Annotated in this window: 17 protein-coding genes and 1 pseudogene; 12 read left to right on the forward strand and 6 right to left on the reverse strand. The window is 67.8% G+C overall.

Features of this window, described 5'->3' with window-relative positions:
- The first annotated feature begins 341 nt into the window (after nt 1-341).
- The 3 genes from ACIRFH_RS13750 (at nt 342) to ACIRFH_RS13760 (ending at nt 3,759) form a co-directional block, all read left to right on the forward strand.
- Complete coding sequence (locus ACIRFH_RS13750) at nt 342-1,142, forward strand: DUF2637 domain-containing protein (protein WP_403520170.1); 801 nt, start codon at nt 342-344, stop codon at nt 1,140-1,142.
- Nucleotides 1,143-1,486: 344 nt separating this feature from the next.
- Nucleotides 1,487-2,047, forward strand: a complete 561-nt coding sequence (gene mobC / locus ACIRFH_RS13755; RefSeq protein ID WP_403520036.1) for a plasmid mobilization relaxosome protein MobC — start codon at nt 1,487-1,489, stop codon at nt 2,045-2,047.
- A complete protein-coding gene (locus ACIRFH_RS13760) occupies nt 2,044-3,759 on the forward strand; it encodes a relaxase/mobilization nuclease domain-containing protein (RefSeq protein ID WP_403520038.1) in 1,716 nt (571 codons plus the stop codon). The genes mobC and ACIRFH_RS13760 overlap by 4 nt, the downstream gene beginning before the upstream one ends.
- A 135-nt stretch (nt 3,760-3,894) precedes the next feature.
- Here the strand turns inward: ACIRFH_RS13760 and ACIRFH_RS13765 are convergent, their stop codons facing one another.
- Both ACIRFH_RS13765 and ACIRFH_RS13770 read right to left on the reverse strand, forming a co-directional pair.
- Complete coding sequence (locus ACIRFH_RS13765) at nt 3,895-5,001, reverse strand: helix-turn-helix domain-containing protein (protein WP_403520039.1); 1,107 nt, start codon at nt 4,999-5,001, stop codon at nt 3,895-3,897.
- A 12-nt stretch (nt 5,002-5,013) separates the two neighbouring features.
- Nucleotides 5,014-5,697: a hypothetical protein gene (locus tag ACIRFH_RS13770; RefSeq protein WP_403520041.1), complete on the reverse strand. Its 684-nt coding sequence runs from the start codon at nt 5,695-5,697 to the stop codon at nt 5,014-5,016.
- 946 nt (nt 5,698-6,643) lie between these two features.
- On the opposite strand from ACIRFH_RS13770, the gene ACIRFH_RS13775 reads away from it, so the two are divergent.
- The gene (locus ACIRFH_RS13775) at nt 6,644-7,573 is read left to right on the forward strand and encodes a hypothetical protein (protein ID WP_403520043.1); all 930 of its coding nucleotides are present in this window, start codon (nt 6,644-6,646) and stop codon (nt 7,571-7,573) included.
- A 138-nt stretch (nt 7,574-7,711) separates the two neighbouring features.
- Here the strand turns inward: ACIRFH_RS13775 and ACIRFH_RS13780 are convergent, their stop codons facing one another.
- Nucleotides 7,712-8,533 carry a DUF317 domain-containing protein gene (locus ACIRFH_RS13780; protein ID WP_403520044.1) on the reverse strand — a complete coding sequence of 274 codons (822 nt, stop codon included), beginning with the start codon at nt 8,531-8,533 and terminating at the stop codon, nt 7,712-7,714.
- 291 nt (nt 8,534-8,824) lie between these two features.
- Nucleotides 8,825-10,150 carry a tetratricopeptide repeat protein gene (locus ACIRFH_RS13785; RefSeq protein ID WP_403520045.1) on the reverse strand — a complete coding sequence of 442 codons (1,326 nt, stop codon included), beginning with the start codon at nt 10,148-10,150 and terminating at the stop codon, nt 8,825-8,827.
- Nucleotides 10,151-10,305: 155 nt separating this feature from the next.
- On the opposite strand from ACIRFH_RS13785, the gene ACIRFH_RS13790 reads away from it, so the two are divergent.
- From ACIRFH_RS13790 to ACIRFH_RS13815, 6 genes are all read left to right on the forward strand, one after another.
- Nucleotides 10,306-10,698 carry a recombinase family protein gene (locus ACIRFH_RS13790; RefSeq protein ID WP_403520047.1) on the forward strand — a complete coding sequence of 131 codons (393 nt, stop codon included), beginning with the start codon at nt 10,306-10,308 and terminating at the stop codon, nt 10,696-10,698.
- Between the two features lie 323 nt (nt 10,699-11,021).
- Nucleotides 11,022-11,525, forward strand: a complete 504-nt coding sequence (locus tag ACIRFH_RS13795; RefSeq protein WP_403520049.1) for an RpiB/LacA/LacB family sugar-phosphate isomerase — start codon at nt 11,022-11,024, stop codon at nt 11,523-11,525.
- The gene (locus ACIRFH_RS13800) at nt 11,525-12,730 is read left to right on the forward strand and encodes a DegT/DnrJ/EryC1/StrS family aminotransferase (RefSeq protein WP_403520051.1); all 1,206 of its coding nucleotides are present in this window, start codon (nt 11,525-11,527) and stop codon (nt 12,728-12,730) included. Before ACIRFH_RS13795 ends, ACIRFH_RS13800 begins: the two co-directional genes overlap by 1 nt.
- Before the next feature lie 14 nt (nt 12,731-12,744).
- Nucleotides 12,745-14,544, forward strand: coding sequence for a B12-binding domain-containing radical SAM protein (locus tag ACIRFH_RS13805; RefSeq protein ID WP_403520053.1), 1,800 nt, complete (start codon nt 12,745-12,747; stop codon nt 14,542-14,544).
- Complete coding sequence (locus ACIRFH_RS13810) at nt 14,541-15,353, forward strand: nucleoside phosphorylase (protein ID WP_403520055.1); 813 nt, start codon at nt 14,541-14,543, stop codon at nt 15,351-15,353. Before ACIRFH_RS13805 ends, ACIRFH_RS13810 begins: the two co-directional genes overlap by 4 nt.
- Nucleotides 15,354-15,424: 71 nt before the next feature.
- Nucleotides 15,425-16,303: a glycosyltransferase family 2 protein gene (locus ACIRFH_RS13815; RefSeq protein ID WP_403520057.1), complete on the forward strand. Its 879-nt coding sequence runs from the start codon at nt 15,425-15,427 to the stop codon at nt 16,301-16,303.
- 69 nt (nt 16,304-16,372) lie between these two features.
- On the opposite strand, the gene ACIRFH_RS13820 is transcribed toward ACIRFH_RS13815, so the two are convergent.
- On the reverse strand, nt 16,373-17,395 hold the full coding sequence (locus ACIRFH_RS13820) for a RelA/SpoT domain-containing protein (protein ID WP_403520059.1): 1,023 nt from the start codon (nt 17,393-17,395) through the stop codon (nt 16,373-16,375).
- Between the two features lie 307 nt (nt 17,396-17,702).
- Between ACIRFH_RS13820 and ACIRFH_RS13825 the strand changes: the two genes are divergently transcribed.
- The gene (locus tag ACIRFH_RS13825) at nt 17,703-18,470 is read left to right on the forward strand and encodes an HNH endonuclease (protein WP_403520060.1); all 768 of its coding nucleotides are present in this window, start codon (nt 17,703-17,705) and stop codon (nt 18,468-18,470) included.
- Here the strand turns inward: ACIRFH_RS13825 and ACIRFH_RS13830 are convergent.
- Nucleotides 18,454-19,698: pseudogene (locus ACIRFH_RS13830) on the reverse strand (IS3 family transposase). The gene ACIRFH_RS13825 and the pseudogene ACIRFH_RS13830 sit on opposite strands and share 17 nt — an antisense overlap.
- Nucleotides 19,699-20,175: 477 nt before the next feature.
- Here ACIRFH_RS13830 and ACIRFH_RS13835 point away from each other — a divergent pair.
- On the forward strand, nt 20,176-20,475 hold the full coding sequence (locus tag ACIRFH_RS13835) for a hypothetical protein (protein ID WP_403520061.1): 300 nt from the start codon (nt 20,176-20,178) through the stop codon (nt 20,473-20,475).
- Nucleotides 20,476-20,482: the final 7 nt, after the last annotated feature.

Genomic DNA, 20,482 nt, shown 5'->3' on the forward strand with positions numbered 1-20,482 from the left:
GTGCCGTCCCATGCGTCCGCGCCGTATCACCGCAGGTCAAAGCCCGGTCTGCCGGGACGGCACAACGGAGCGGTGCCGTCCCGGTCCGCAAGGGATAGGCCGAGACCCCACCGGCCGACCCTCGCCGCCAGGCCGCGCCCGCACACGCGGGAAGCGCCCGGACCCGGCCGGTACGGCACATCAAGGCCCCTGCCGTACCGGCCCTGACCTGCGCTTGCAACGGCCAAGACGGCAAGACGGATCACACCGCCACACCCCCAGGAGCACCCCGCTTGACCCTCCCCACCTCCAACCCCACACCCACCAGTCGTGGGCACCGCCCCGGCGGAGGGCGGCTGTCGATGACCAAGCAGGACATCGAGCGGTACACGCTCGGTGCGGCCGGCTTGGTCATCGTCGCCCTCACCATCAGCGGATTCTGGCTGTCGTACGCGCACCTTGCCGAGGTCGCCGGCCAGCACGGGCTGCGCAGCTCTCCCACCCGCCGCTGGGCCTGGCCTGCGACCCTGGACGCGTTCATCGTCGCGGGTGAACTGCTCATGCTCCGCGCGGGCCTGCGCAGGGTGACCGACAAGTGGGCAATCGCCCTTACGGCCACCGGGTCGGTCGGTTCCATCGCGCTCAACGTGGCCGGAGTCAACGGCACGGGCAGCGCGGGCACCGTGCCGCTGCTCGACTACGTGGTCGCCGCGGTTCCTCCGACCGCCGCACTGCTGGCCTTCGGTGTCCTGATGCGGCAGATCCACCAGCTCGTCGACCAACCCGCAGGCCATCCGGATCCCGCGCCGGTTCTGGCGCCGGAACCACCGGTCGCCGCCCCCGCCACGATCGGCGAGCCGCCGGCCGAGCCGGTCCGGCCCACCGAGCCGCTGGCCGCTGTGCCCAGCCAGCTAACGGAACCACCTTCCGGGATTGCGGAGAGCAGGCCGCGTGGTGGCCGTCCGCCCGGCGCCACGCTTGAGGAACTCGTGGAGATCGGCCGGATCACCCTCGCCGAGCACGGAACGCTGACCCGGTCACTGCTCCGAAAGGCCGTCAAGACCAAGGGGCTGACGATCAGCAGCGAGCGGCAGACCGACGTGATGACCACCCTCCGGCCCGAAATCGAATCCGCCGCCGAGACCGGTCCGGACAGCGGCTGACCGGATTCCCACCGGGGTGACCGGAACCCTTCCGGTCACCCCGGCCAGTCGATCCCCGGTTTCACTCGACGCCCGCTTATCCACATCTGTGGACGGGGCGGTGACCCCCCACTCCGCTGCCCTCTCCTGCGGAACCGCCCGCCTTGCCCATCCCCCTTGGAGCGCCGCCCGTGACGCACGACCCGCACCACCCCGAAAACGCCCCAGACGAGCCGATGGCGCTGACGAAGTCCCCGACGCTGATGAACCGTCTGCGGCGTGCGTTCGGACGGGGTGCCCCTGGCGGAGCCAGTAGTACCCCGAGTCCGACTCAAGGCCGGACTTCGGGGATCTCCGCCCCGGGGGTGGCAGAGACGGCCCGGCGCCAGGGGGCGCAGGACCAGGAGGCCGTGGCCGAGGACGGCCCTGACCCGGACACGCTCCACGCCGTCCAGCGCCAGATCCTCCACCCTGTGCGTCAAGACGCTGCTATCGCCGGCGAGCCCGCCGTGCAGAGCGTCCAGCCGACGATCCGCCGCTTCACCGGCGACAAGCGTGATGACCGCGTCGGCCCCCTGCGCTTCACCGACGACGAGCGCACCCGGCTCAGGGAAGCCGCCGCCGAGCACGGCTACAAGGGCGAATCCGGCTTCGCCGCGGACATCGTCCTGGCGTTCATCAGCGGCCGGTTCACCGCCAACCTGCCCCTGTCCGAGGACCGCCGCCGCACCCACATCTTCCGCGCGCAGGTCCTGCGCCAGCTCAACCGCATCGGCGTCAACGTCAACCAGATCGCCCGAGCCCTCAACAGCGACTACACCCCGCCCGACATCCGCCGGCACCTTGCAGAAGTCCAGGATTTGCTGGAGCTGATCGCCGAGGCCCTGCGCCAGCCCGCCGACCCAGAAACGGAGGCGTCCGCGTGATCGCCGCCATCAAACCGGCCGGGGCCAACACCCGCGGCCTGCTCGCCTACCTCTACGGACCCGGCCGCCACGACGAACACCTCGACCCGCACATCGTGGCCGGCTTCGCCATGCTCGGCATGCCCGACCCCGGCCGCGACGAGAACGCTACCCTCACCGAACTCGCCCGCCACCTCGACGAACCCGTAAGGCTGCGCAACAGCGAGTTCGGAAGGAAGGTCACCGACCACGTCTGGCACTGCCCCGTCCGCGCCGCGCCCGAGGACCGCTACCTCTCCGACGCCGAGTGGGCCGAGATCGCCCAGCGCATCGTCCAGGCCGCCGGCATCGCCCCCGCCGGCGACGACCTGGCCTGCCGCTGGATCGCCGTACGCCACGCCGACGACCACATCCACATCCTCGCCACCACCGTCCGCGAGGACGGCCGCCGCCCCAAACTCCACGACAGCGGCCTGCGCGTCGGCGACGCCTGCCGCGAGATCGAGAAGGACTACGGGCTGCGCCGCCTGAACAAGGGAGACCGCACCGGTACGCGCCGGCCCACCCAGGCTGAGATGCACAAGGCTGAAAGACTCGGCTGGGACCAGAGCAGCCGTGAATGGCTCCAGGACCGCATCCGCGCCGCCATCCCGCACGTGACCGGTGCCGAGGAATTCCTCGCCTACCTTGAAGCCGACGGCATCGAGGTCAAAGCCCGGCGCGGCCCGTCAGGAGACCTCCTCGGTTACGCAGCCGGCCGCCCCGGCGACCTCAACGAGGACGGTGAACAGATCTTCCACTCCGGAGGCAGGATCGCCCCCGACTTGTCCCTGCCCAAGATCCAGGCCCGCCTCGAATCCAGCCGAGTCGAAGAGCATCCCACCGCCCGCCGCAACCGCCCCAGCACCCCCTGGCACCAGGCTGCCGACGCACTCGACACCCTCCACAGCGACCTGGTCGACGACACTCGCGCCCAGGCCCACATCACCGCCCTCGGCGAACTGATCGAAGCCACCGCCCAGAAAGCACCGGCCAACCTGCGCGCCGAACTCCAGGCGGCCTCCAAGGCGTTCGCCCGGGCCCAGCGCTCCCAGATTCGCGCCGAAGACCGCGCTGCCCACGCCCTGCGTCTTGCGGCACGCGACATCGTCCACACCGCCACCGGCCCCGACGGCAGCGCGCTGGCCGCTCTGCTCGCCGGCCTCGTCTGGTCTGCCATCGTCGCCGGACGCTGGCACGAGGCGAAGAACCACGCCCACCAGGCCGAAGCGGCCCGCCAGGCAGTCCAGCACCTCCAGACCGCCGCCGACAACGCCCTCACCCCTACGCTCACCGAACTCGCGGCACGGCCCACCAGGGAGCAAGCGCTTGGCGTTCTGGCCAGCGACGTACGAGCGGCAGTCCCCGACCACGCCGAGCGGATTCTTACCGACCCGGCCTGGCCGGCACTCGCCACCGTCCTCGCCGATGCCCAAGCCCGCGGCTACCAGCCCCACCAGCTCCTCACAGAAGCCGCCGCACAGCGCGAGCTGACCACCGCCCGCCAGCCCGCCCGCGTCCTCATCACCCGCATCCAGCACACCAGCCGAAACCCGGCACCCAACCGCCGAGCCGAAGCCGCCCGCCGACGCTCAACCATCGCGGGTTCGGTTCCCGCCCAGCAGAACCCCAGCCCCCGGCCCTCGACGGTGGCGACGGCACCTGCCGAACAGCAGCGCCTACAGCAGCGGTAGAAGCAGGCCGCCAGGCCGCTCGCGGGTAAACAGCGGCGCCCTCCACCTGGACGCCATGGACCACGCCCCCTCCACGGTGTGGGCCGGCGGCGGACGGGATGGGAGCTGGGCAGAGTGGTGGGTTGCAGCGAGAGCTTATCCGTGCACCAACCGGAGATTGGGACGGGCAGAAGGCGCCGAACCTTCGCTCTCGCCTTCAAGCGCTAGAGGTACCAACCCGAAGACGTGCCTACTCAATTCGTCGACGGTGATATCTAGATCCTCAGCGATCTTCGACAAGGAAAATCCCCCAGCCCTCAAAGCGGAGAACACCTTGCTCAGAAGTTGAGATGTCTCCCGCAAGATACCGTCAGGCTCGCCACGCCGGTAGCCCATCTGGGAGAGCTGCTTGACGGATGTCCGGTAACCCCAGTCTGTAACGAGATCCAGATCTTTCAATCTATAGGCCAAAGCAACTGCGGCCACTTTCCACTTCTTCTTGGCGCTCAGAATCCTCTTAGCGTCTGCACCATGGAGCATTTGCGCATAGATTCCCGAGCGTGGCATCAAGAAGGCTGATGCGAATTGCTGGGCTTCCTGTTCCGCCTCCGCCCCGTGAGGCACTCGGTGTGCGGCATGCAACACAAGGTGCCCGAGCTCATGAGCCGCATCAAAGCGACCCCGCTCACCGCTCTTTTCTAGGTTGAGAAATACAAATGGCGTCTTCTCTTTCCAGCGCAGCGAGAAGGCATCGACTGAGGCGCAGTCAGCAGCCAACGAGAAGACCCTCACACCATGCGACTCCAGCAGGTGCACCATGTTCGGAATGGGCGCCTCACCTAGCCCCCACAGTGCGCGCACACGTTCTGCGGCCTCTTCTGGAGGGAGATGGGGGAGTGTAGGAACGTCCGGGCTGGGCAGGCTGAATCGATCTTCCATCCACTGGTTGATCTCCACTGCCAACCGTCCAGCACTGCGTGCCGCGTCCCTATCTAGTGCACTCATTTTCGAGAGAGCGCGAAAGGAAAGAGCGTCTACTTGAATCTCGTCAACTTCTGATGCAGTAAAGAAGGAAACTGGCACCTCAAGAGCAGCCGCCAAGGAATCCAGGGTTTCAGGCGACGGCTGCTTATGGCCATTCTCAAAGGCCGTGAGGCTGCGCACTGAAACCCCAGATTCCTGCGCAAGCCGAGATAGTGTCATCCGCCTTCGCTTTCGCGCAAGAACTAGCCGCGACGAAGTCAACATGACAACCATCTCCATAGGTAGTGCGGGTTAAATGGCTCCCTTAAACTCCACCGGAACATCAACGGCGACATCTTCGACGACCTCGTCCAGCCGCTTGATATCGAACTCCGGTCCGCGGAACGGGTTATCCGGGAGGATGATCCGTTCACGCCAGGTGTCCACGTACTTCCCATGCATCTGAATAGGCATGGAAAGTTCGAAGGAAAGACCCTCCTTCGTGGACTTGTAGAGAAGGAACCAGGTGGGCAATTCGTTCACGTCTGGCAGCTCAGCCTGCTGACCAGGGATCGGGAACAGCGCGAGCTGTTCCTCATTCCGCTGAACGAGGCGAGCTACAGCAGGCCCCTTGGGGTTCTTCGTGCGGATAGCACCCGACCAGGCAGCCCCCTCGTCACCCACGGGCCCCGAAGCACTGACGGCCGTGATGGCGAAACGCTCGGTCGGATGGAGGCACCGAAGGATCTGCTGAGAGTTGCTGTACCCCCACCCAGCCTTCTTCTGCATCTGCTCCCGGAAGAACCGATTGCAGCGCGACCAGAACGTGTAGCCAGCCATGCCGGGCGAGTCCAGCTCAGTGGCGAGCCGGGCCTCGGCCGATGCCTTGCCCAACGGCGTATAGACGTCATCGGGCACGAGCCCGAGGGTGTGCAGTCGCTGGACTGCGTCGTCACCGACGTGGCACACGGCTTCCATGTGGTCCTCCCCGATCATCGTTCCAAAAATCCTACCTCACGAGAGGGCTGATTTTTGGAACCGGGTGCGATCGAACTTTAGTTCGAGGAGAGGCTACCGTCAAGTAACAAGCAGCCTCGATGCGGGAAAGGCGCGTCAGACATGTCCAGGGGCCCAGGCTCGATACCCAGGCCCGTCTCATGATTACAGGCACTCAGGCATCAGTGCGCAGGTCAAAGCGCACTTTTCTAACGAATGGTCCGTTGGGAACGCACGGACTCGCACGACAGGCTCCAGGCGACTCCGTCTCGCGCCGTCGGTGGCGTGTGTCCTTCGGGGGCTTCGTCGTCCTCTCACTGATCCGAACAGACCAGCGCTAGAGACGGACGTCGCTGACCGAAGCCCGACGACTCGACGGTTCGGGCTCAGGGCGCCTCCCGGTTCTACCTCGGCGCCTCGCCCGACCTATGAACTGGAGGACAAGAGGGACAAAGGCGAGTTGGTGCAGCGCTTTGGCCGGCCGTGCCCCAGCGGTCAGCCACGGAGAACGTCGGACCGTACCTGGGTCCAGGCACGCGAACGGCCCCCGACCAAACACTCAGTTCAAGGGCCCTTCTCACTGCTCATCGTGCGGAGGCGGTGGGATTTGAACCCACGGTGACATCGCTGCCACGACGGTCTTAAAGACCGTTCCCTTAGGCCGCTCGGTCAACCCACCTCGGCCCCGTCCCACCTGGGGCGGAGCGGCTATAGCCTACCGGCGCCACACACTGCGCGGGCGCCGCGGTCCATACGGGGCCCATTGGCACCTCAGGGTGACTCGGAGCAGGGTGACTCGTCAGCCCCTGCAAACGTGTCTGTGGGGTGGAAGTGCAAGGCTGCGCCGGCCACCCACCCTGGATTGCTAGTCCGAGTGCGAACGCGGCGCCCAAGACTCCGGAAGTCGGCTGCGGAACATTAGGCCCACAGGCGAACATCATTCCCTATGAATGAGATCCGCATAGATGCCGTATACCAGGCATCCAGTGAGCCGACCGTCGGCCGCATGTGCCACATCGACCCTGCCCTCGCCTCTGTGCCCCTCACGACCACGGTCGATGCCTTCGATGTGGTGCTCGCCTTCCCCAAGTTCGAGGGCCAGCTTCCTGCTGAGGGATACGTCAGTTGGTGGGGCGACGGCAGCGCACCGGTGGCGCTGGGCCCGGCACGGTTCACCGCGCACACCGTTTTCACGCTCACTTCCGACCTTGATGACGATGTCGTGCGAACAGAACTGAAAGCCGCCATCACGGCCATTAGGTTCGCCGCTGCACGCCTGTCCGACGCGCTGCGGGTCGAGCAGCCGAGCGTCGGAATGGTGGGAGAGATCCCGAAGATGCTTTCTCTCACAGTGAGAGACATCACCCAGGGTCTCGAACTGCCGGCGCCTGAACCACTCAATCCCGGATACCCCATGGTGGTGGGGCTGCCCGCACTCACCGTCGACACGGCCACGAGAGCACTGCGCGACGGTGTCTCGCCCGCACGAGCGCTGCTCGCGCAAGCGCGGTACCTGACGCAGTCGACCAACAGCCCACAGCCCGGGATGGCTATTCTGTTGGCGGCAGTGGCGGCCGAGACGTATGCCAAGGAATCCCTCAAGTCTTGCCGACCCCCCGGATCCACGCCCAGCCTGCGAACACTCCAGCAAGAGCACGGTACCGCCGTCGACCTCTACGGGCCGATTGCGAAAGCAGTGATTAGCCGATCCCTCGAAGCAGATGATCCCGCGCTCTGGTCGGATCTCGGAGCGCTCTTCAACGCGCGGAATAGGATGGCCCATAAGCTCAAGACTCCGACACATCTTGATGCGAGACAATTGGTCGTCGCTGGGATGAGGGCCATGGACTGGCTTTCCTCAGGGCTGCCCAAATAGCGGCCGGGCCAACCTGTTAAATTACTATCCGCCCACGCGTTCAGTTCGACAGAAGTCTTTTTGATGCCGGCCAAGGCGCAGCAGCACGAAGCCGGGCATCCCCTTGGGGAGGCCCGGCTTCCAGGCGTTAGATGGCCGTCAGCGGGCTGGTGCGCGCAGGAGTCGGTCGCGTGTGCTCTCCGGGAGCACCCGGCGCAGCACCGGCGCGCTGGAACTGAGGGAGTCGGCGAATGTGGCGACGAGGTCGTGCGGCACGCTGGCGCTGAACGACGCGGCCCACAGGTAGGCCGCGCCGAGCACCGGCTCGGCCCACGCCTGCCACCCGGTTAGAGCCGTCTCGTCCGCCTCGGCCACCAGCGCGAGTGGGTCGCCATCCTGGATGAGGGGCGGCACCTCGCCGAGGTAGATGTGGGAGGCGAACGTCGGATCAACTGCTCCTGTGCCGGGCTGGTCGACGTCGCGCAGCCAGCCGTGTGCCGTTACCGCGTCGAGGACCAGCTCGGGGCCACCGCGCGGCAGGGCGGGCTGATCTCGGGCGTCGAGCGCGGTGAGGAAGCCGGCGAGGATCTCCCCTGGGACCTCGGGGGTGAAGTAGGCCGACCACTGGGCGAGCGGGCTGCGCAGGTCCGTACGAGCGGTCACGTGCCAGGCGATCGGCAGGTTCCCCAGGTGGAACGGCTCGTCCGGCAGAACCCACTGCGCCCACCGCAGGGAGTCGGGGCTGATGTGCAGGACAGTGCTGCGCAGGGCCTCACGGTCCTCCGGCGCCTCCTCCGGTTCCCGGCGCCCGCGGACGAGCGTCAGGCTCGTCCAACCAAGGTCGGCGAGCGTGTCAGCGACGGCGTCGTAGAGGCGCCCGTCGTCACCGGCCAGGTGCCGGGGCCAGACCCAGTACGCGGACGGGAGGCTGGCCGGAGCGGGTGGATCGATTGGGAAATCGGGATGCAGGTGCGCCTCCAAGGGCTTGGGAGTCTGTCTTTGTGCGCCGGCAGTACGCGGAGCTGGACGGGAGTGCCTGTCCGGCTGTGCGGCGGTCTCGGCTACGGGGCCCAGTTGGCTCCCCGCACGTTTCCTGCGCAGGTCCTTTGACGTGGTGTTAAGCGAGAAGTCGTCTACGTTGACATGCCATCGAGGCGTAGGCCAGCCATGTCCGGATGTTCGCTGTCTGCCCCCGGCGAACTAAGACGCGGGGCCGAAACATCGCTGCCGGACCCCGAAGGACGGCGCCCACCACCAACGCCCGCAAACCTGTCAGACGACCTGTGTGGGCAAGAGTGGAGCAGCCCGCTGCCTCAGTTCCTCAACCTCAGGCAGGTCCTCGTACCGGTCGAGTCGGACGTGCATGTCGTTGGCTGCTTCGGCGATCTTCACGGAGCGGACGCCGTCCGCGCAGTCGAGAAACGCCGTCCAGGTGGCGAGTGCCGTGTCGAGGTCGCCTTGTTGGAGATGGACCCGGCCCAGGTCGGCGAGCACAATGGCGCGGCTGCGGCGTCGGTCGAGGCCGTGGATCTCCAGGGCTTGATGGAGGTGCTGGGTGGCTCCGTCGAGGTCGCCGAGTCGCGCGAGGATCATGCCGGAGTGGTGGGCCCATCGGCCGATGCTGAAGTGCGAGGCCCACGATGCACCAGGCGGGGCGTCGGGAGTCTTCTCGATCGCCGTTTCAGACGCCTTCAGTGCCTGCGTGGCCAATCGTCGGTCACCGTCCAGTGCGGCGGCGTCGGCGAGGGTGGTCTGGTAGTACGAGACGGCCCGCGGGTCGTCCAGGGGCTTGGCCTCCTCGACGCAGCGTTCGGACAGCCGCAGAGCTGCTGCCGCAAACTTCGGCCCCAGGTCGATGGCCTGGACCGCCAGCCCGCGCAGCGCGGTCGCGGACAGTTCCGGGTCGCCGGCCTCTGAGGCGAGGGCGTAGGCGTGGGCGTAATAGTGCTGGGCCATGCCCTGGTTGCCTTCGTCCTGCGCCATCCAGCCGCACAGGTGAACGAGTTCCGAGGTCGCCGCGAACAAGTCTCGTCCGGTGGCCTCTGTGTAATGGCCGTTGAGCCAGCGTTCCACGTCTTCGGTCAGGTAGCGCACGGCCAGGTGCCGGGCGTGACCGCCGCCGACCTCGGCCGCCGTGTCACCGAACGCTTTGATCATCTGCCGTACGGCAGCGACCTCGCCCTTGCCGACGCGTACGCCACCGGCACGGTTCACGCGGCGCCGGACGGCCTCGGGGTCCGGCAGGCCAAGGGCGCTCAGCGCGTAGGTGCTCGACGCTGCGAGGAAGTTCCGGCGTAGCACGTCGCTCCTTCCCAACTCGATGACAGATGCCACGGTATCCAGCGCAGCCGACTCCGGCTCGGAGGATTGAGCGGCCTGTACCAAGTCTGCGTCCAGCTCCAGGACTTGCACGATGTACGGCAACCAGTACGTGGGGACCCTTTTACCGACCACCCATCGCCGCACGGACTGGCGGTCGAGCCCGTCAGGGCCGCGGCCCTCGGCGATCCCTAACTCCCGGGCGAGCTTCGCCGGCCCCCAGCCACGCGCTTGGTATGCCTCCCGCATCAGTTCGCCGATCGTGGGTGTTCTGGCCACCTCGCCCCCTTCTGCGTCACCAGGAGACACACGGTCCGTCCTGGGCTGGCCTACACGGGCCTACGCGGGCCTACAGCCTGGCACCTCCTCACGGTCCGTACCCAGCCCTTCACTGGTCACCACCCCGATGAGTCCCCCACATTGACCGGAAATGGGTGATCAAGACCGTGCACACCAGCAACAGCTCACACGATGGCGCCCTGGCGCCGGCAGTGCTGTACGTGTGCGCCCAGCGCGGCACGGAACGGCCTACTGTGCCCGAGGAACACGCGGTTGACGAAGGGCACGCCTTCGCCGACGAGCACCACATGCGCATCGTCGCCGAGATCACCGATCCCTACGGTGACCCGGACCCGGCCAAGCGGCCCGGCTGGCGACGGGTGAAAGAGATGGCCGAGCACGGGCAGATGACGGCCGTCATCGTCCGGTGGCCCAACAGCATCAGCCCCGACGACGCGTTGCGCTATCCGGAGATCGCCTGGTGCCGGCAACGGGGCGTGCGGGTGCTGTTCTCGTGGTCCCCGCTGGGCGCGCAGGAGGCCCCGTGAGCGGGAAGCACGCCATGCAGGCACCGCCGTCACAGCCCGGCCGGGCCGTCGCGCTGCTCGCCCTGATCGGGCTGATGCCCCCGGCGGTCATCCTCGCCCCGCATGTCACCGACGTCTACGGCTCTAGCACTTCGGCCCCTGTTTCGAGGCCGGACATGCCGGCGCAGACCTGCTGGTGTGGCCCCCGGGCCGCGCTGTAGCGGCCTTCCCCGCCCGTCCTGCGGCGGGCGCCCCAGCACCGGCGGCCGGGCGACGGCTCCCCCCTCCTCTTCCGTCCTGCCGCCGGTTACCAGCCATCCCTCACTCGATCGAGGAGGACAAGCATGAGCACGCAAGACCCCCGCCTGCGCATCGTTGTCGGCTCCGACGCGGCGGGCCGCTTCTACAAGGACGCGCTCGCCGACGACCTGCGGGCGAACGCGATGGTGGCCGAGGTCCTGGACATCGGCGTCGACGAGCCCACCCAGGCCACCTATCCGGAGATCGCCTTCGCCGCAGGCCGGCTCATCGCAGACGGCCAGGCCGACCGTGCCCTGCTGGTCTGCCACACCGGCCTCGGCGTTGCCATCGCCGCCAACAAAGTGCGGGGCATCAGGGCCGTCACCGCACACGACTCGTTGTCCGTGCGGGCCGCGGTGTGCTCCAACAACGCTCAGGTCCTCACCTTCGGTCAGGGCATCATCGGCCTCGGCCTGGCCCGCCGCCTGGCCGTCGAATGGCTCACCTACCGCTTCGATCCCGGATCGTCCGCCGCCGCGAAGGTCCGGGCGATCAGCGACTTCGAGCAGCAGCATCTGCCCGTCCTCATCCCCGGAGGGCGAGCCTGATGCCCACGAACCCGAACACGGTGCCGCAGCACACCGAGGGCCTGCGCTGGCCCGTCGAGCCGGCCCAGGGCGGCTGGTACACCGACGCCGAGCACCAGGCCCTGCTCAAGGTGTGGACCGAGTCCGACGACTGGCGGACCGGCTGGAAGCAGTCCGCCTACTGCGGGGCCTTCGAGGACGCGTTCGCCGCCCACACGGGCGTCGAGCACGCCGTGTCCTTCAACTCCGGCGGCACGGCCATGGAGATGGTCCTGCGGCACCTGCAGCTCGCGCCGGAGGACGAGGTGATCTCTTGCGCCCTCAACTTCGTCGGCCCGCACATCGCGGTCATCGGGCAGGGCGGCCGTCTGGTTCTCGCTGAGCCCGACCCGGCCACCCTCAACCTCGACCCGGCCGACACGGAGCGGGTCATGTCCCAGCACACGCGGGCGATCCTGATCACCCACTGGAACGGGGCTGTCGCCGACCTGCGGCCCTTCCTCGACCTGGCCGCTGCCCACCCCCACCCCGTGCACGGGCCGCCGGTCGTCATCGTGGACGCGGCGCGGGCCTGCGGCGGCCGTACGCCGTCCGGCGCGAGGGTCGGCGCGGAGGGCTGGGCCACGGTCTTCAGCTTCGAGTCGAAGAAGCTCATGACGACCCTGGGCCAGGGTGGCATGGTCACCACCAGCGACCCGGAGCTGGCCGAACGGCTGCGCTGGCTGCGCGCCTACGGCGGCCGCGACCACTGGGGCACCAACCAGATGCTGTCCAAAGCCCAGGCCGCGGTTGGCCTGGTCCAGCTCTCGCGGCTGGACGAGATGAACAGCGCCCGCGTCCTCCGCGCCCACTCGCGCACCCGCGCTCTGGCGGACATCGAGGAGCTGACGCTGCCGCCCACGCTCGACAACGGGCAGCACCTCTACTACCGGCACAACCTGCTCGTCCCCGAGAAGTGGGCGGGTGCCGGCCGGCATGAGCTGATGAACCACCTTGCTAACCGGTACGGCGTCGGCAGCATCATCAGCGACCCGGTGACCTACCTCAGCCACGGCCTGATCCGCGAGCACACGCAGGGCCAGCACTGCCCGCGCGCCGAACAGCTCGCCGCACGCCTGCTGTGCCCGATCCTCCACCCGCGCATCAGCCCCGGCGACGAGGCCGCCATCTGCCACGCCATCCGCCAGGCCGCGGCCGACCTCGCCCGTACCCGCCCCACCGACTGAGAGGTTCGATCCGTATGTCACAGCTCCAGCGGGAGATCGACGACATCCACGGCCGCGAGATCTACCTCGCCGACCCCTACCAGCCCAAGGACCCGGACGGGCTGCTCCGCATGGTCTTCCTCATCCCCTTCGGCCACGCCTACAGCCTGATGTGCAACGGGCCGATGAGCCTGTGCGACCTGATCAACCGCAGCGCCGACGTCCCGGCCGTCGCCGAGCGGGCCATCCAGTACGACTGCCTCGTCCGCGACGGCAACCGGCTCACCACCCCCGGCGGCGAGCCGTACCGCAGCATCGAATCCCCGCTGCCGGTCGGCCAGGCCGACGTCCTCGGCATCTCCGTCATCAACAGCGGCGACATGCACAGCGTCTTCCGCCTCCTCGACCTCGCCGGCGTACCCCGGCGCAGCGCCGACCGCGTTCCCGGTATTCACCCGCTCGTAGTGGGCGGCAACAGCGGCTTGGCCGACCCCGAGCCGCTGGCCGACTACTTCGATGTGATCGCCATCGGCGAGGCCGAACAATCCCTGCCCGAACTCCTGCGCATCGTCCACGCCCACCGCGCTCACCCCGATGGCACGTCGCTGCACGAGCAGATCGCCCGGGTGCCCGGCCTGTACGTGCCCTCCCTGTACGAGTGCGACTTCCTGCCCGGCGGCGGCGTCCGTGACATCCGGCCCAAGCGCATCACCGTCCCCGCCGGCGTCCACGCCCAGTACCTCACCGTCAAGGGCCTGCACCCCGCCCACTTCTGCTACCCGATCACCGACGGCACCGCCGCCGGCCTGCACCCGGTCCTGGGCTGCCTGCACACCTGCGGCTTCTGCAACCTGGGCCTGCCGGACTTCAGGCAGGCCCCGCTCGAGATGCTCACCGACTACGTGGACCGCCTCGAAGCCCACAAGGTCCGCAAGATCATCATCAGTGCGCCCACCTTCACCCAGTACAAGCACCGGGGCGAGCTGCTGGAGCACATCCGCGCCTACGCCCACCGCACACAGGACCAGGGTGAGAAGGTCACCACGATCATCGGCTCCATCCGGGCCGACGAGATCAGCGCCGACTACCTGCGGGCCGTCACCGAACTCGGCGACTTCGGTCACCTGTTCACCGAGCTGAACCTGTCACAAGCGCGGGGCATCATCACCATCGCACCCGAGTGGGCCGCACCCGATCTCGTCGCCCTGTACGGCAAGACGCAAAAGCGCGAGCGGGTGAACAAGGCCATCGACCTGTGCCGGGCGAGCGAGCACGTCAACGCCGTGATGCTGTACTTCATCATCGGAGCGCCCGGCGAACGGCCGGAAGACCGGCTGGCCATCGCCGACTACGCGCGCGATGTCCGCCGCCGGCTCGGCCACCGCGACGGAGCCGTGATCGTCAAGCTCCACCAGTTCATGCCCAAGCCCGGCACGCTCAGCCAGCGGCTCGCCATGACGGACCCGGACCTCGTCCAGGAGTACGGCGACCAGGTCGCCGCCCGGCTGCGGGAGCTGGTCGGGGACGAGGAGTTCAAGCAGCACTACCGGGTAGAGCAGTTCGGCGCGAGCCGGATGCACCTCGAAGTCGTGTGCTCGCGCGGGGACCGGCGAGTCGGCCACATGCTCGAAGACCTCTACGACGCCGGCATCGACCTGCACCACCTCACCAAGGAACAGCTCCTCCAGACGATGGCCAAGCACGGCCTCGACTACGACCGCCACCTTCGGCACATGGACGAGCCGGTGCTGCCGTGGCACGTCGTCAACCATGTGCACACCGGTGCCGAGCTGGAGTTCGCGGCCGCGCTCGCCGAGCGGGAATCACGAGCATGAGCAGGCAGTTCCCGCTGCACCCCGGCAAGCACGCCCTGCCGGCGGTGACTGACCCGGCCGAGCACGCCGAGTACGTGCGCGGCCGGTACCCGCAGGCAACACTCGCCGGCATCGACGGAGCGGTCCTGCTGTACCAGCGGCCCGTGCTGGAGAGGGCGAAGGCCAGCTATCCCAGCCGCCGCCTGAACTGGGTCCGCGGTGAGCTGTTCATGCTGGAACGCCAGGGCCGCCAGGGCCGCCAGGTCGCCGTCTGCGGCGGCTTCGGCCTCGGCGCTCCAGCAGCGGCCCTGGTCCTCGAACAGCTCATCGCCTTGGGCGTCCGCCGCGTCATCACCGTCGGCACGGCCGCCACGCTCCATCCCGACCTGCCGCCGGGGCAGCTCGTCGTGTGCGACAACGCACTGCGCGACGAGGGAGTGTCCCACCACTACCTCCCGCCGGGATCACACATCAAGCCGTCCAAGCAGCTCACGGAACGCCTCGCCGAGCACCTGCGCAATCGGGGTGTGGTCGCGCGGCGAGGCCCGAGCTGGACCACGGATGCCCCCTACCGGGAGACCGGCGCCGAAGTCGGACGCTTTGGCAGGCTCGGCGTTCTGACCGCCGACATGGAGGCCGCAGCCGTCTTCGCGGTTGCCCAGCACCGCGGCGTCGACGCGGCGGCCGTCTTCGCGGTCGCCGACTCCCTCGTGGATCGCAAGCCACGGCAAGGATCGCCCCATACCCGCGCGGCCCTGCACACCGCCCTTCAAGCGGCCCTGAGCACCCTCAGCGCCGCCGCCCGGCCCCCCGCTTCCCGGCTAAGGTGAGGCGTCCGCAAGGTGACGAGAAGGCGACGGGCAGGGACGCCCGCGTCGGGCAGTAAAGGACTCCAACCCCCGTGAGCACTGGCGCATCCCGGCCGGCCGTCGGAGCCGTGGTCCTGACCATGAACGACCGGCCCGAGGAGTTCCCTCGGGCCATGGCCTCCCTCTTCGCCCAGCAGGGCATCGAGCTGGACGTCGTCGTGGTCGGCAACGGCTGCACCCCTGAGCAGGTCCCGGCCGGTGTGCGCACGGTCGAGCTGGCCGAGAACGTAGGTATCCCGGAGGGCCGCAATATCGGCGCCCAGAACGTCAAGGGCGACTACCTGTTCTTCTTCGACAATGACGCCCACATCCCTGACCCCTACGTGCTTGCCCGGCTGGCTGCCGAACTCCAGCAGGATGCGGGCCTGGCCTACGTTCAGCCCCGCATCAGCGACCCTGACACCGGCGTCACCCTGCGCCGCTGGGTGCCCCGATTGCGGGCCGCCGACCCCTGCCGGCCCGGCACCGTCACCGTCATGGCCGAAGGCGTCGTCATGATCCGCCGCACCGCCTTCGACGCCGCCGGCGGCTGGCCCGGCCACTTCTTCCTCTTCCACGAGGGCATCGACCTGGCCTGGCGGCTGTGGAACCTAGGAGGCACCGGCCGGTACCTCCCTGACATCGTCGTACACCACCCCGCGACTGACCCGGCCCGGCACACCAGGTTCTACCGGCTCAACGCCCGCAACCGAGTCTGGCTGGCCCGCCGGAACCTGCCTCACGCCCTGGAGCTGCTGAACCTCACCACGTTCGTGATCCTGACCCTGTGGCGCTTTCGGGATCGCCCCGCACTCAAGGCATCCATCGACGGATTCCGAGAGGGGCTGCGTGGCGGCCACGGCGAACGGTCACCCATGAGCTGGCGCACGGTGACCCGGCTCACCCGCGCCGGGCGACCGCCGATCTTCTAACACGGACCTGAGGAGTCTCCGCCAGCTACAGCGGCACGCGCGCCCGGCTGCGCATCTTTCCGACGCCGTCTAGAGGCACGCCACGACGAACTCGGTGAAACGGCCGGTGTCTGCGAAGTAGTTCGGGTACGCGTCGCGCAGCTGGCTGATCCGGGCGATGTTGATGAGCACCGCGTCCAGGTCCTCGTCGTCCAATGCCTCCAACTCGGTGATCCGGGCCTCCGCGGCGGCCAGCGTCTCGTGTACCGTCACCGTGAGCTGTCCCTCGGTCCGCCAGAGTTCGAGGGTCAGGGTGTTCCGGCGGTCCGTCTTGGCGTGCTCGCCCACGATCGCCGCGTAGCCCCGTAGCCGCTCCAGAACGCCGACGTTCGCCTCCAGGCGCGCCAACTCGGCCGCCAACTCCTCCCGCGTCCCTTCGGCGCCGGGTACCGGGGTGGTGCCTTCCTCGTACGCCATGAGCGAGCCGACCAGGACGAAGAACCTGAGCACGTCCGCGTCGCCCTTCCCGTACTTCAGCTCGCTGCCCGAGAACAAATCCATGGTCTCGACGGCGGTCGCCCAGGCGTGCTGGAGCCGCGTGCGCACCTGCAGCTCGATCCGCAGGCCGTGGTATTCCTTTTTCGAGGCTCCGTACTCGTACACCAGGTGAACACCCCGGTAGCCAGAGTGGCGTGGCCCCGGGTCATCTCGTAGGTAGTCGTAGACCTTCTTGACGCGGTTCTTGCTCCGTGGCAAGTCCACCAGGATGCTGACCAACTCGTCCACCTCGGCGACGGTGTCGAAGACCACCCGGCAGCCCCCCAAGTCCTGCATGGTGGTCACGCTCATCGTGGGGTGGCGCTTCAGCTTGTCCAGGATCGTGGGCAGGCGCTTCCGGCGCTCGGCCACGACGGCGTTCGGGTTCACGTCGAGCGCTCGCTGCCGCACGGTCACGGTCACCGCGTTCAGAGGAAATGCGTGGGCGAGACGGTAGTTGCTCAGGACGGCCCGCGCCTCCCGGATCTCCTCGGGCGTGCCCGTCCCCTTACCGATCGTCCGGCTCGCACGTTGGACGCGCTTGTTCGAGTTCTCAGGGACCACCCACTTCTTCATGGTCGCGACCGTACAGGGCCGCACCGACGCCCGCCTGCGACTATCACCGCGGTCGGCGCGGCCCTTTCCGGAGATCGAGGAGACCGTCCGGCGGCTACCGGTCGATACGGACGCACGGCCGTCGGGATCTTGGCGGAGCTCGACGGCCGTGCGGGAGCGACACCGGACTGGCGGCCGACCGGCTCAGACAGGCGAGCCGGGCAGCGTCCGCAGCACGATGTATCGCGCTGCGTAGCCACGCGAACGCTCGTTGTCAGTGGCTAGGGATAGCCTCCCGTCACCTCAAGCACCGGTGGTTGGAGATCTCATGACTGTGGTTGCCGAAAGCGTCCAGCGAGGCAAGCGGGCGAAGCAGCCGACGTGGGTGTGGCTGATGACACTGACGGCGAACCAAGGTTCTTGTGCCTACTGCGCCGTCAACCCGTCGACAACGCTCGACCACGAGGAACCCATCGCAGACAATGGCGCGGACAGTTGGTGGAACCTTCTGCCTGCGTGTAAGCCCTGCAATGACTGGAAGGGCAAGCGCACGGCGCTGGAGTGGCTGATTGACCAAAAGCTCCATCGTGAGCAACCGACGGTGGGCTTCGACACCCGTCGTATGCCTCTCAGGATGTTCCACGGTTTCGAGGAGCGCCTCAGTCGCATCCGGCGTGAGATTCGCGAGGCGAGCCGTAGGGACTGGTTCCGCCACCACTATGGTGCAACTCGTCACAAGAACAAGGCGGAGATGCTGAGCCATCTGATGACCTGCAGAGAAGAGTTGTCCAGCTACCCCCATCTTCCGTGGACGACGCCCAACGTCTACGCGTCATCAGGCGCCGTGTGCACAAGGCGCATGTGCTGCGGTCACTGGCACCCCCAGGCGAAGAGCTTGGATGGGGTGATCCTTACAGATGACCAGTACACGGCCTTCTCGAAAGCGGCCTTCCACGAGGGCATGTCGGAAGGTGATCTCACAGCCAAACTGATCGCGACATACCTGCTCGGCGGCAGGAATTCGGCACCGTCAACCGGTCGGTGGGCCTTCCCCCGTGATGGTGGACACGCTTCGTTGATCACGCGGCGAGCGTGAGCTTAGCGGTGTGGTGTCGTCGTTCGTATTCGTTGGGGCTGAGGTGGCCGCAGGCGGAGTGCCGGCGGCGGGTGTTGTAGCGGGTCAGCCAGGCGAAGACCGTCCTTCTGCAGGTGGCGGCGTCGCCGTAGTCGTGGGCTCCCTGGAGGGTCTCGCGTTTGAGTGACGCGTGGAAGCTCTCGCAGGCGGCGTTGTCCGCGCTGGAGCCGACCGCGCCCATGGAGCGGGTGACCCGCAGCTGGTCGCAGAGGCGGGCGAAGGCTCTGGAGCCGTATTGGGCTCCGTGGTCGGAGTGGAAGGTGGAGCCTTCCAGGCCGCCGCGGGTGCGGGCGGCCATCAGCAGCGCGTCAGCGACCAGGTCGGTGCGCATGTGGTCGGCGATGGACCAGCCGACGACCTTGCGGCTGAAGCAGTCCAGGACTGTGGCGAGGTAGAGGAACCCGCCATCCGCGAGAGGCAGACAGGTGATGTCGCCCATGTATTTGCGGCCCGGCTCGGCGGCGGTGAAGTCCCGCTGGAAGAGGTCCGGGACCTGGGAGGCCGCCGGATCCGGGACGGTGGTGCGGACGCGTCTGCGCAGGCGGACGCCGGTGATGGCAAAGGTCCGCATGACGCGGGCGATGCGTTTCTCGTTGACGTGCAGGCCCTGGTCGCGGAGCTCGGCGGTCACCCGCGGAGAGCCGTAGGCGCCGCCGGAATGCACGTGGACCTCACGAATCCTCGCGGCCAGGCGCTCGTCGGCCCGCTGCCGGACCTGCCTGGCCTCCCGGCCGGAGAGCCACTTGTAGTAGCTGGACCGGTTGAGGTCCAGGACCTCGCAGAGCCGCTTCACCTCGAAGGCGTCCCGGTGGTCCGACGAACTGGAAGCGGCTCCTCACCAGTTCGTCTCCCCGGCGAAATACTTGGCCGCCTTGCGGAGTATGTCCCGCTCGGTCGCGAGCTTGCGCTCATTCGCCTCGAGCTCGGCCACCCTCGCCTCGAGCTGCCGGATCCGCTCGTCCGGGTCCGCGGACGGCGCCGCCTGCGTGGCTCGGGCGGCTGTCTGCCCGGCCCGGGCGGCGGCCGGGCCGGCACCCCGGCGTTCCCGGTCCCGCAGCACCCACTCGCGCAGGGTGGCCCGGTTGATGCCCAGGTCGGCGGCGATGCTCTTGTACGTCGCCCCGGGGGTGGACTCGTACAGGGCCACGGCATCGGCCTTGAACTCGTCCGAGTAGTCCTTCATCGCCATCGGCGGTCTTCTCGCTTCCTCCGGATCAAGCAGATCCAGTATCAGCGTGTCCACCACTCAGGGGGAGGCCCCGGTAGCTCGAAATGGCGATGCTGACTCAGCACAGGTGAGTCGCGATTGCGTCTCTGCAAGGGCGCCGAGTCGCCTTGGTAGCGAATCGGTGTCCTCGCCATCGTCGGTCACCTGTCCAGTGGAGACGTGCCGCGGGCGGGAGTAGGACCAGCTTGGCAACAACGGTATTGCCGGTCAGCACTTCGAGTGGACATGGCCACTTGCCGCGTGCGCAACGCCAAACGAACGGGAATGGTTCCCTACCGTCACGATATGACCGATAGCACCGCTGAGGCGCCGGAGACCGTACAAGCACCCGCAGAGGAGGCGCCGATGTCGGAGGGCCCCCAAGGGGGAGCAAAAGACGAGCGTCGAGACCACGGCGGAATGCCGTGCACGACTTGCGCACCCGTCCTGGAACACGAGATGAGCCGCGCAGTCTCCATCTACGGAGCCGCCAAGTTGATGGCCTCGTACGGAGACGAGTGGGAGTGCCTCTGGCACTCGCTTGAGGACCGCCGCGATGCCGTGGTCGTCCTGTCCCTCATGGCCGAACAACTGTGCCAAGAGGTCGCTCGGCACACCCAAAGCTCTGAAGAGGCGGTTCTCGGGCGCCTGATCAGCGACCAGTTCCGTGATCTTCCCAGCTTCGAGCCGAAGACGGAGAAGAGCGCGCCGAGCGTCGTCCGCCAAGCACAGAAGATCGCAGAAGCGCCCGGGAAATAGGCATCGT

Source organism: Streptomyces sp. NPDC093586 (assembly GCF_044764905.1).
GTDB lineage: Bacteria > Actinomycetota > Actinomycetes > Streptomycetales > Streptomycetaceae > Streptomyces.

Coding starts and splice junctions, on each gene's coding strand:
- ACIRFH_RS13795 (WP_403520049.1), top strand. CDS start 11,022: ATGAGCACGCAAGACCCCCGCCTGCGCATCGTTGTCGGCTCCGACGCG.
- ACIRFH_RS13750 (WP_403520170.1), top strand. CDS start 342: ATGACCAAGCAGGACATCGAGCGGTACACGCTCGGTGCGGCCGGCTTG.
- ACIRFH_RS13770 (WP_403520041.1), bottom strand. CDS start 5,697: ATGATCGGGGAGGACCACATGGAAGCCGTGTGCCACGTCGGTGACGAC.
- ACIRFH_RS13810 (WP_403520055.1), top strand. CDS start 14,541: ATGAGCAGGCAGTTCCCGCTGCACCCCGGCAAGCACGCCCTGCCGGCG.
- ACIRFH_RS13805 (WP_403520053.1), top strand. CDS start 12,745: ATGTCACAGCTCCAGCGGGAGATCGACGACATCCACGGCCGCGAGATC.
- ACIRFH_RS13775 (WP_403520043.1), top strand. CDS start 6,644: ATGAATGAGATCCGCATAGATGCCGTATACCAGGCATCCAGTGAGCCG.
- ACIRFH_RS13820 (WP_403520059.1), bottom strand. CDS start 17,395: ATGAAGAAGTGGGTGGTCCCTGAGAACTCGAACAAGCGCGTCCAACGT.
- ACIRFH_RS13800 (WP_403520051.1), top strand. CDS start 11,525: ATGCCCACGAACCCGAACACGGTGCCGCAGCACACCGAGGGCCTGCGC.
- ACIRFH_RS13835 (WP_403520061.1), top strand. CDS start 20,176: ATGAGCCGCGCAGTCTCCATCTACGGAGCCGCCAAGTTGATGGCCTCG.
- ACIRFH_RS13825 (WP_403520060.1), top strand. CDS start 17,703: ATGACTGTGGTTGCCGAAAGCGTCCAGCGAGGCAAGCGGGCGAAGCAG.
- ACIRFH_RS13765 (WP_403520039.1), bottom strand. CDS start 5,001: ATGGAGATGGTTGTCATGTTGACTTCGTCGCGGCTAGTTCTTGCGCGA.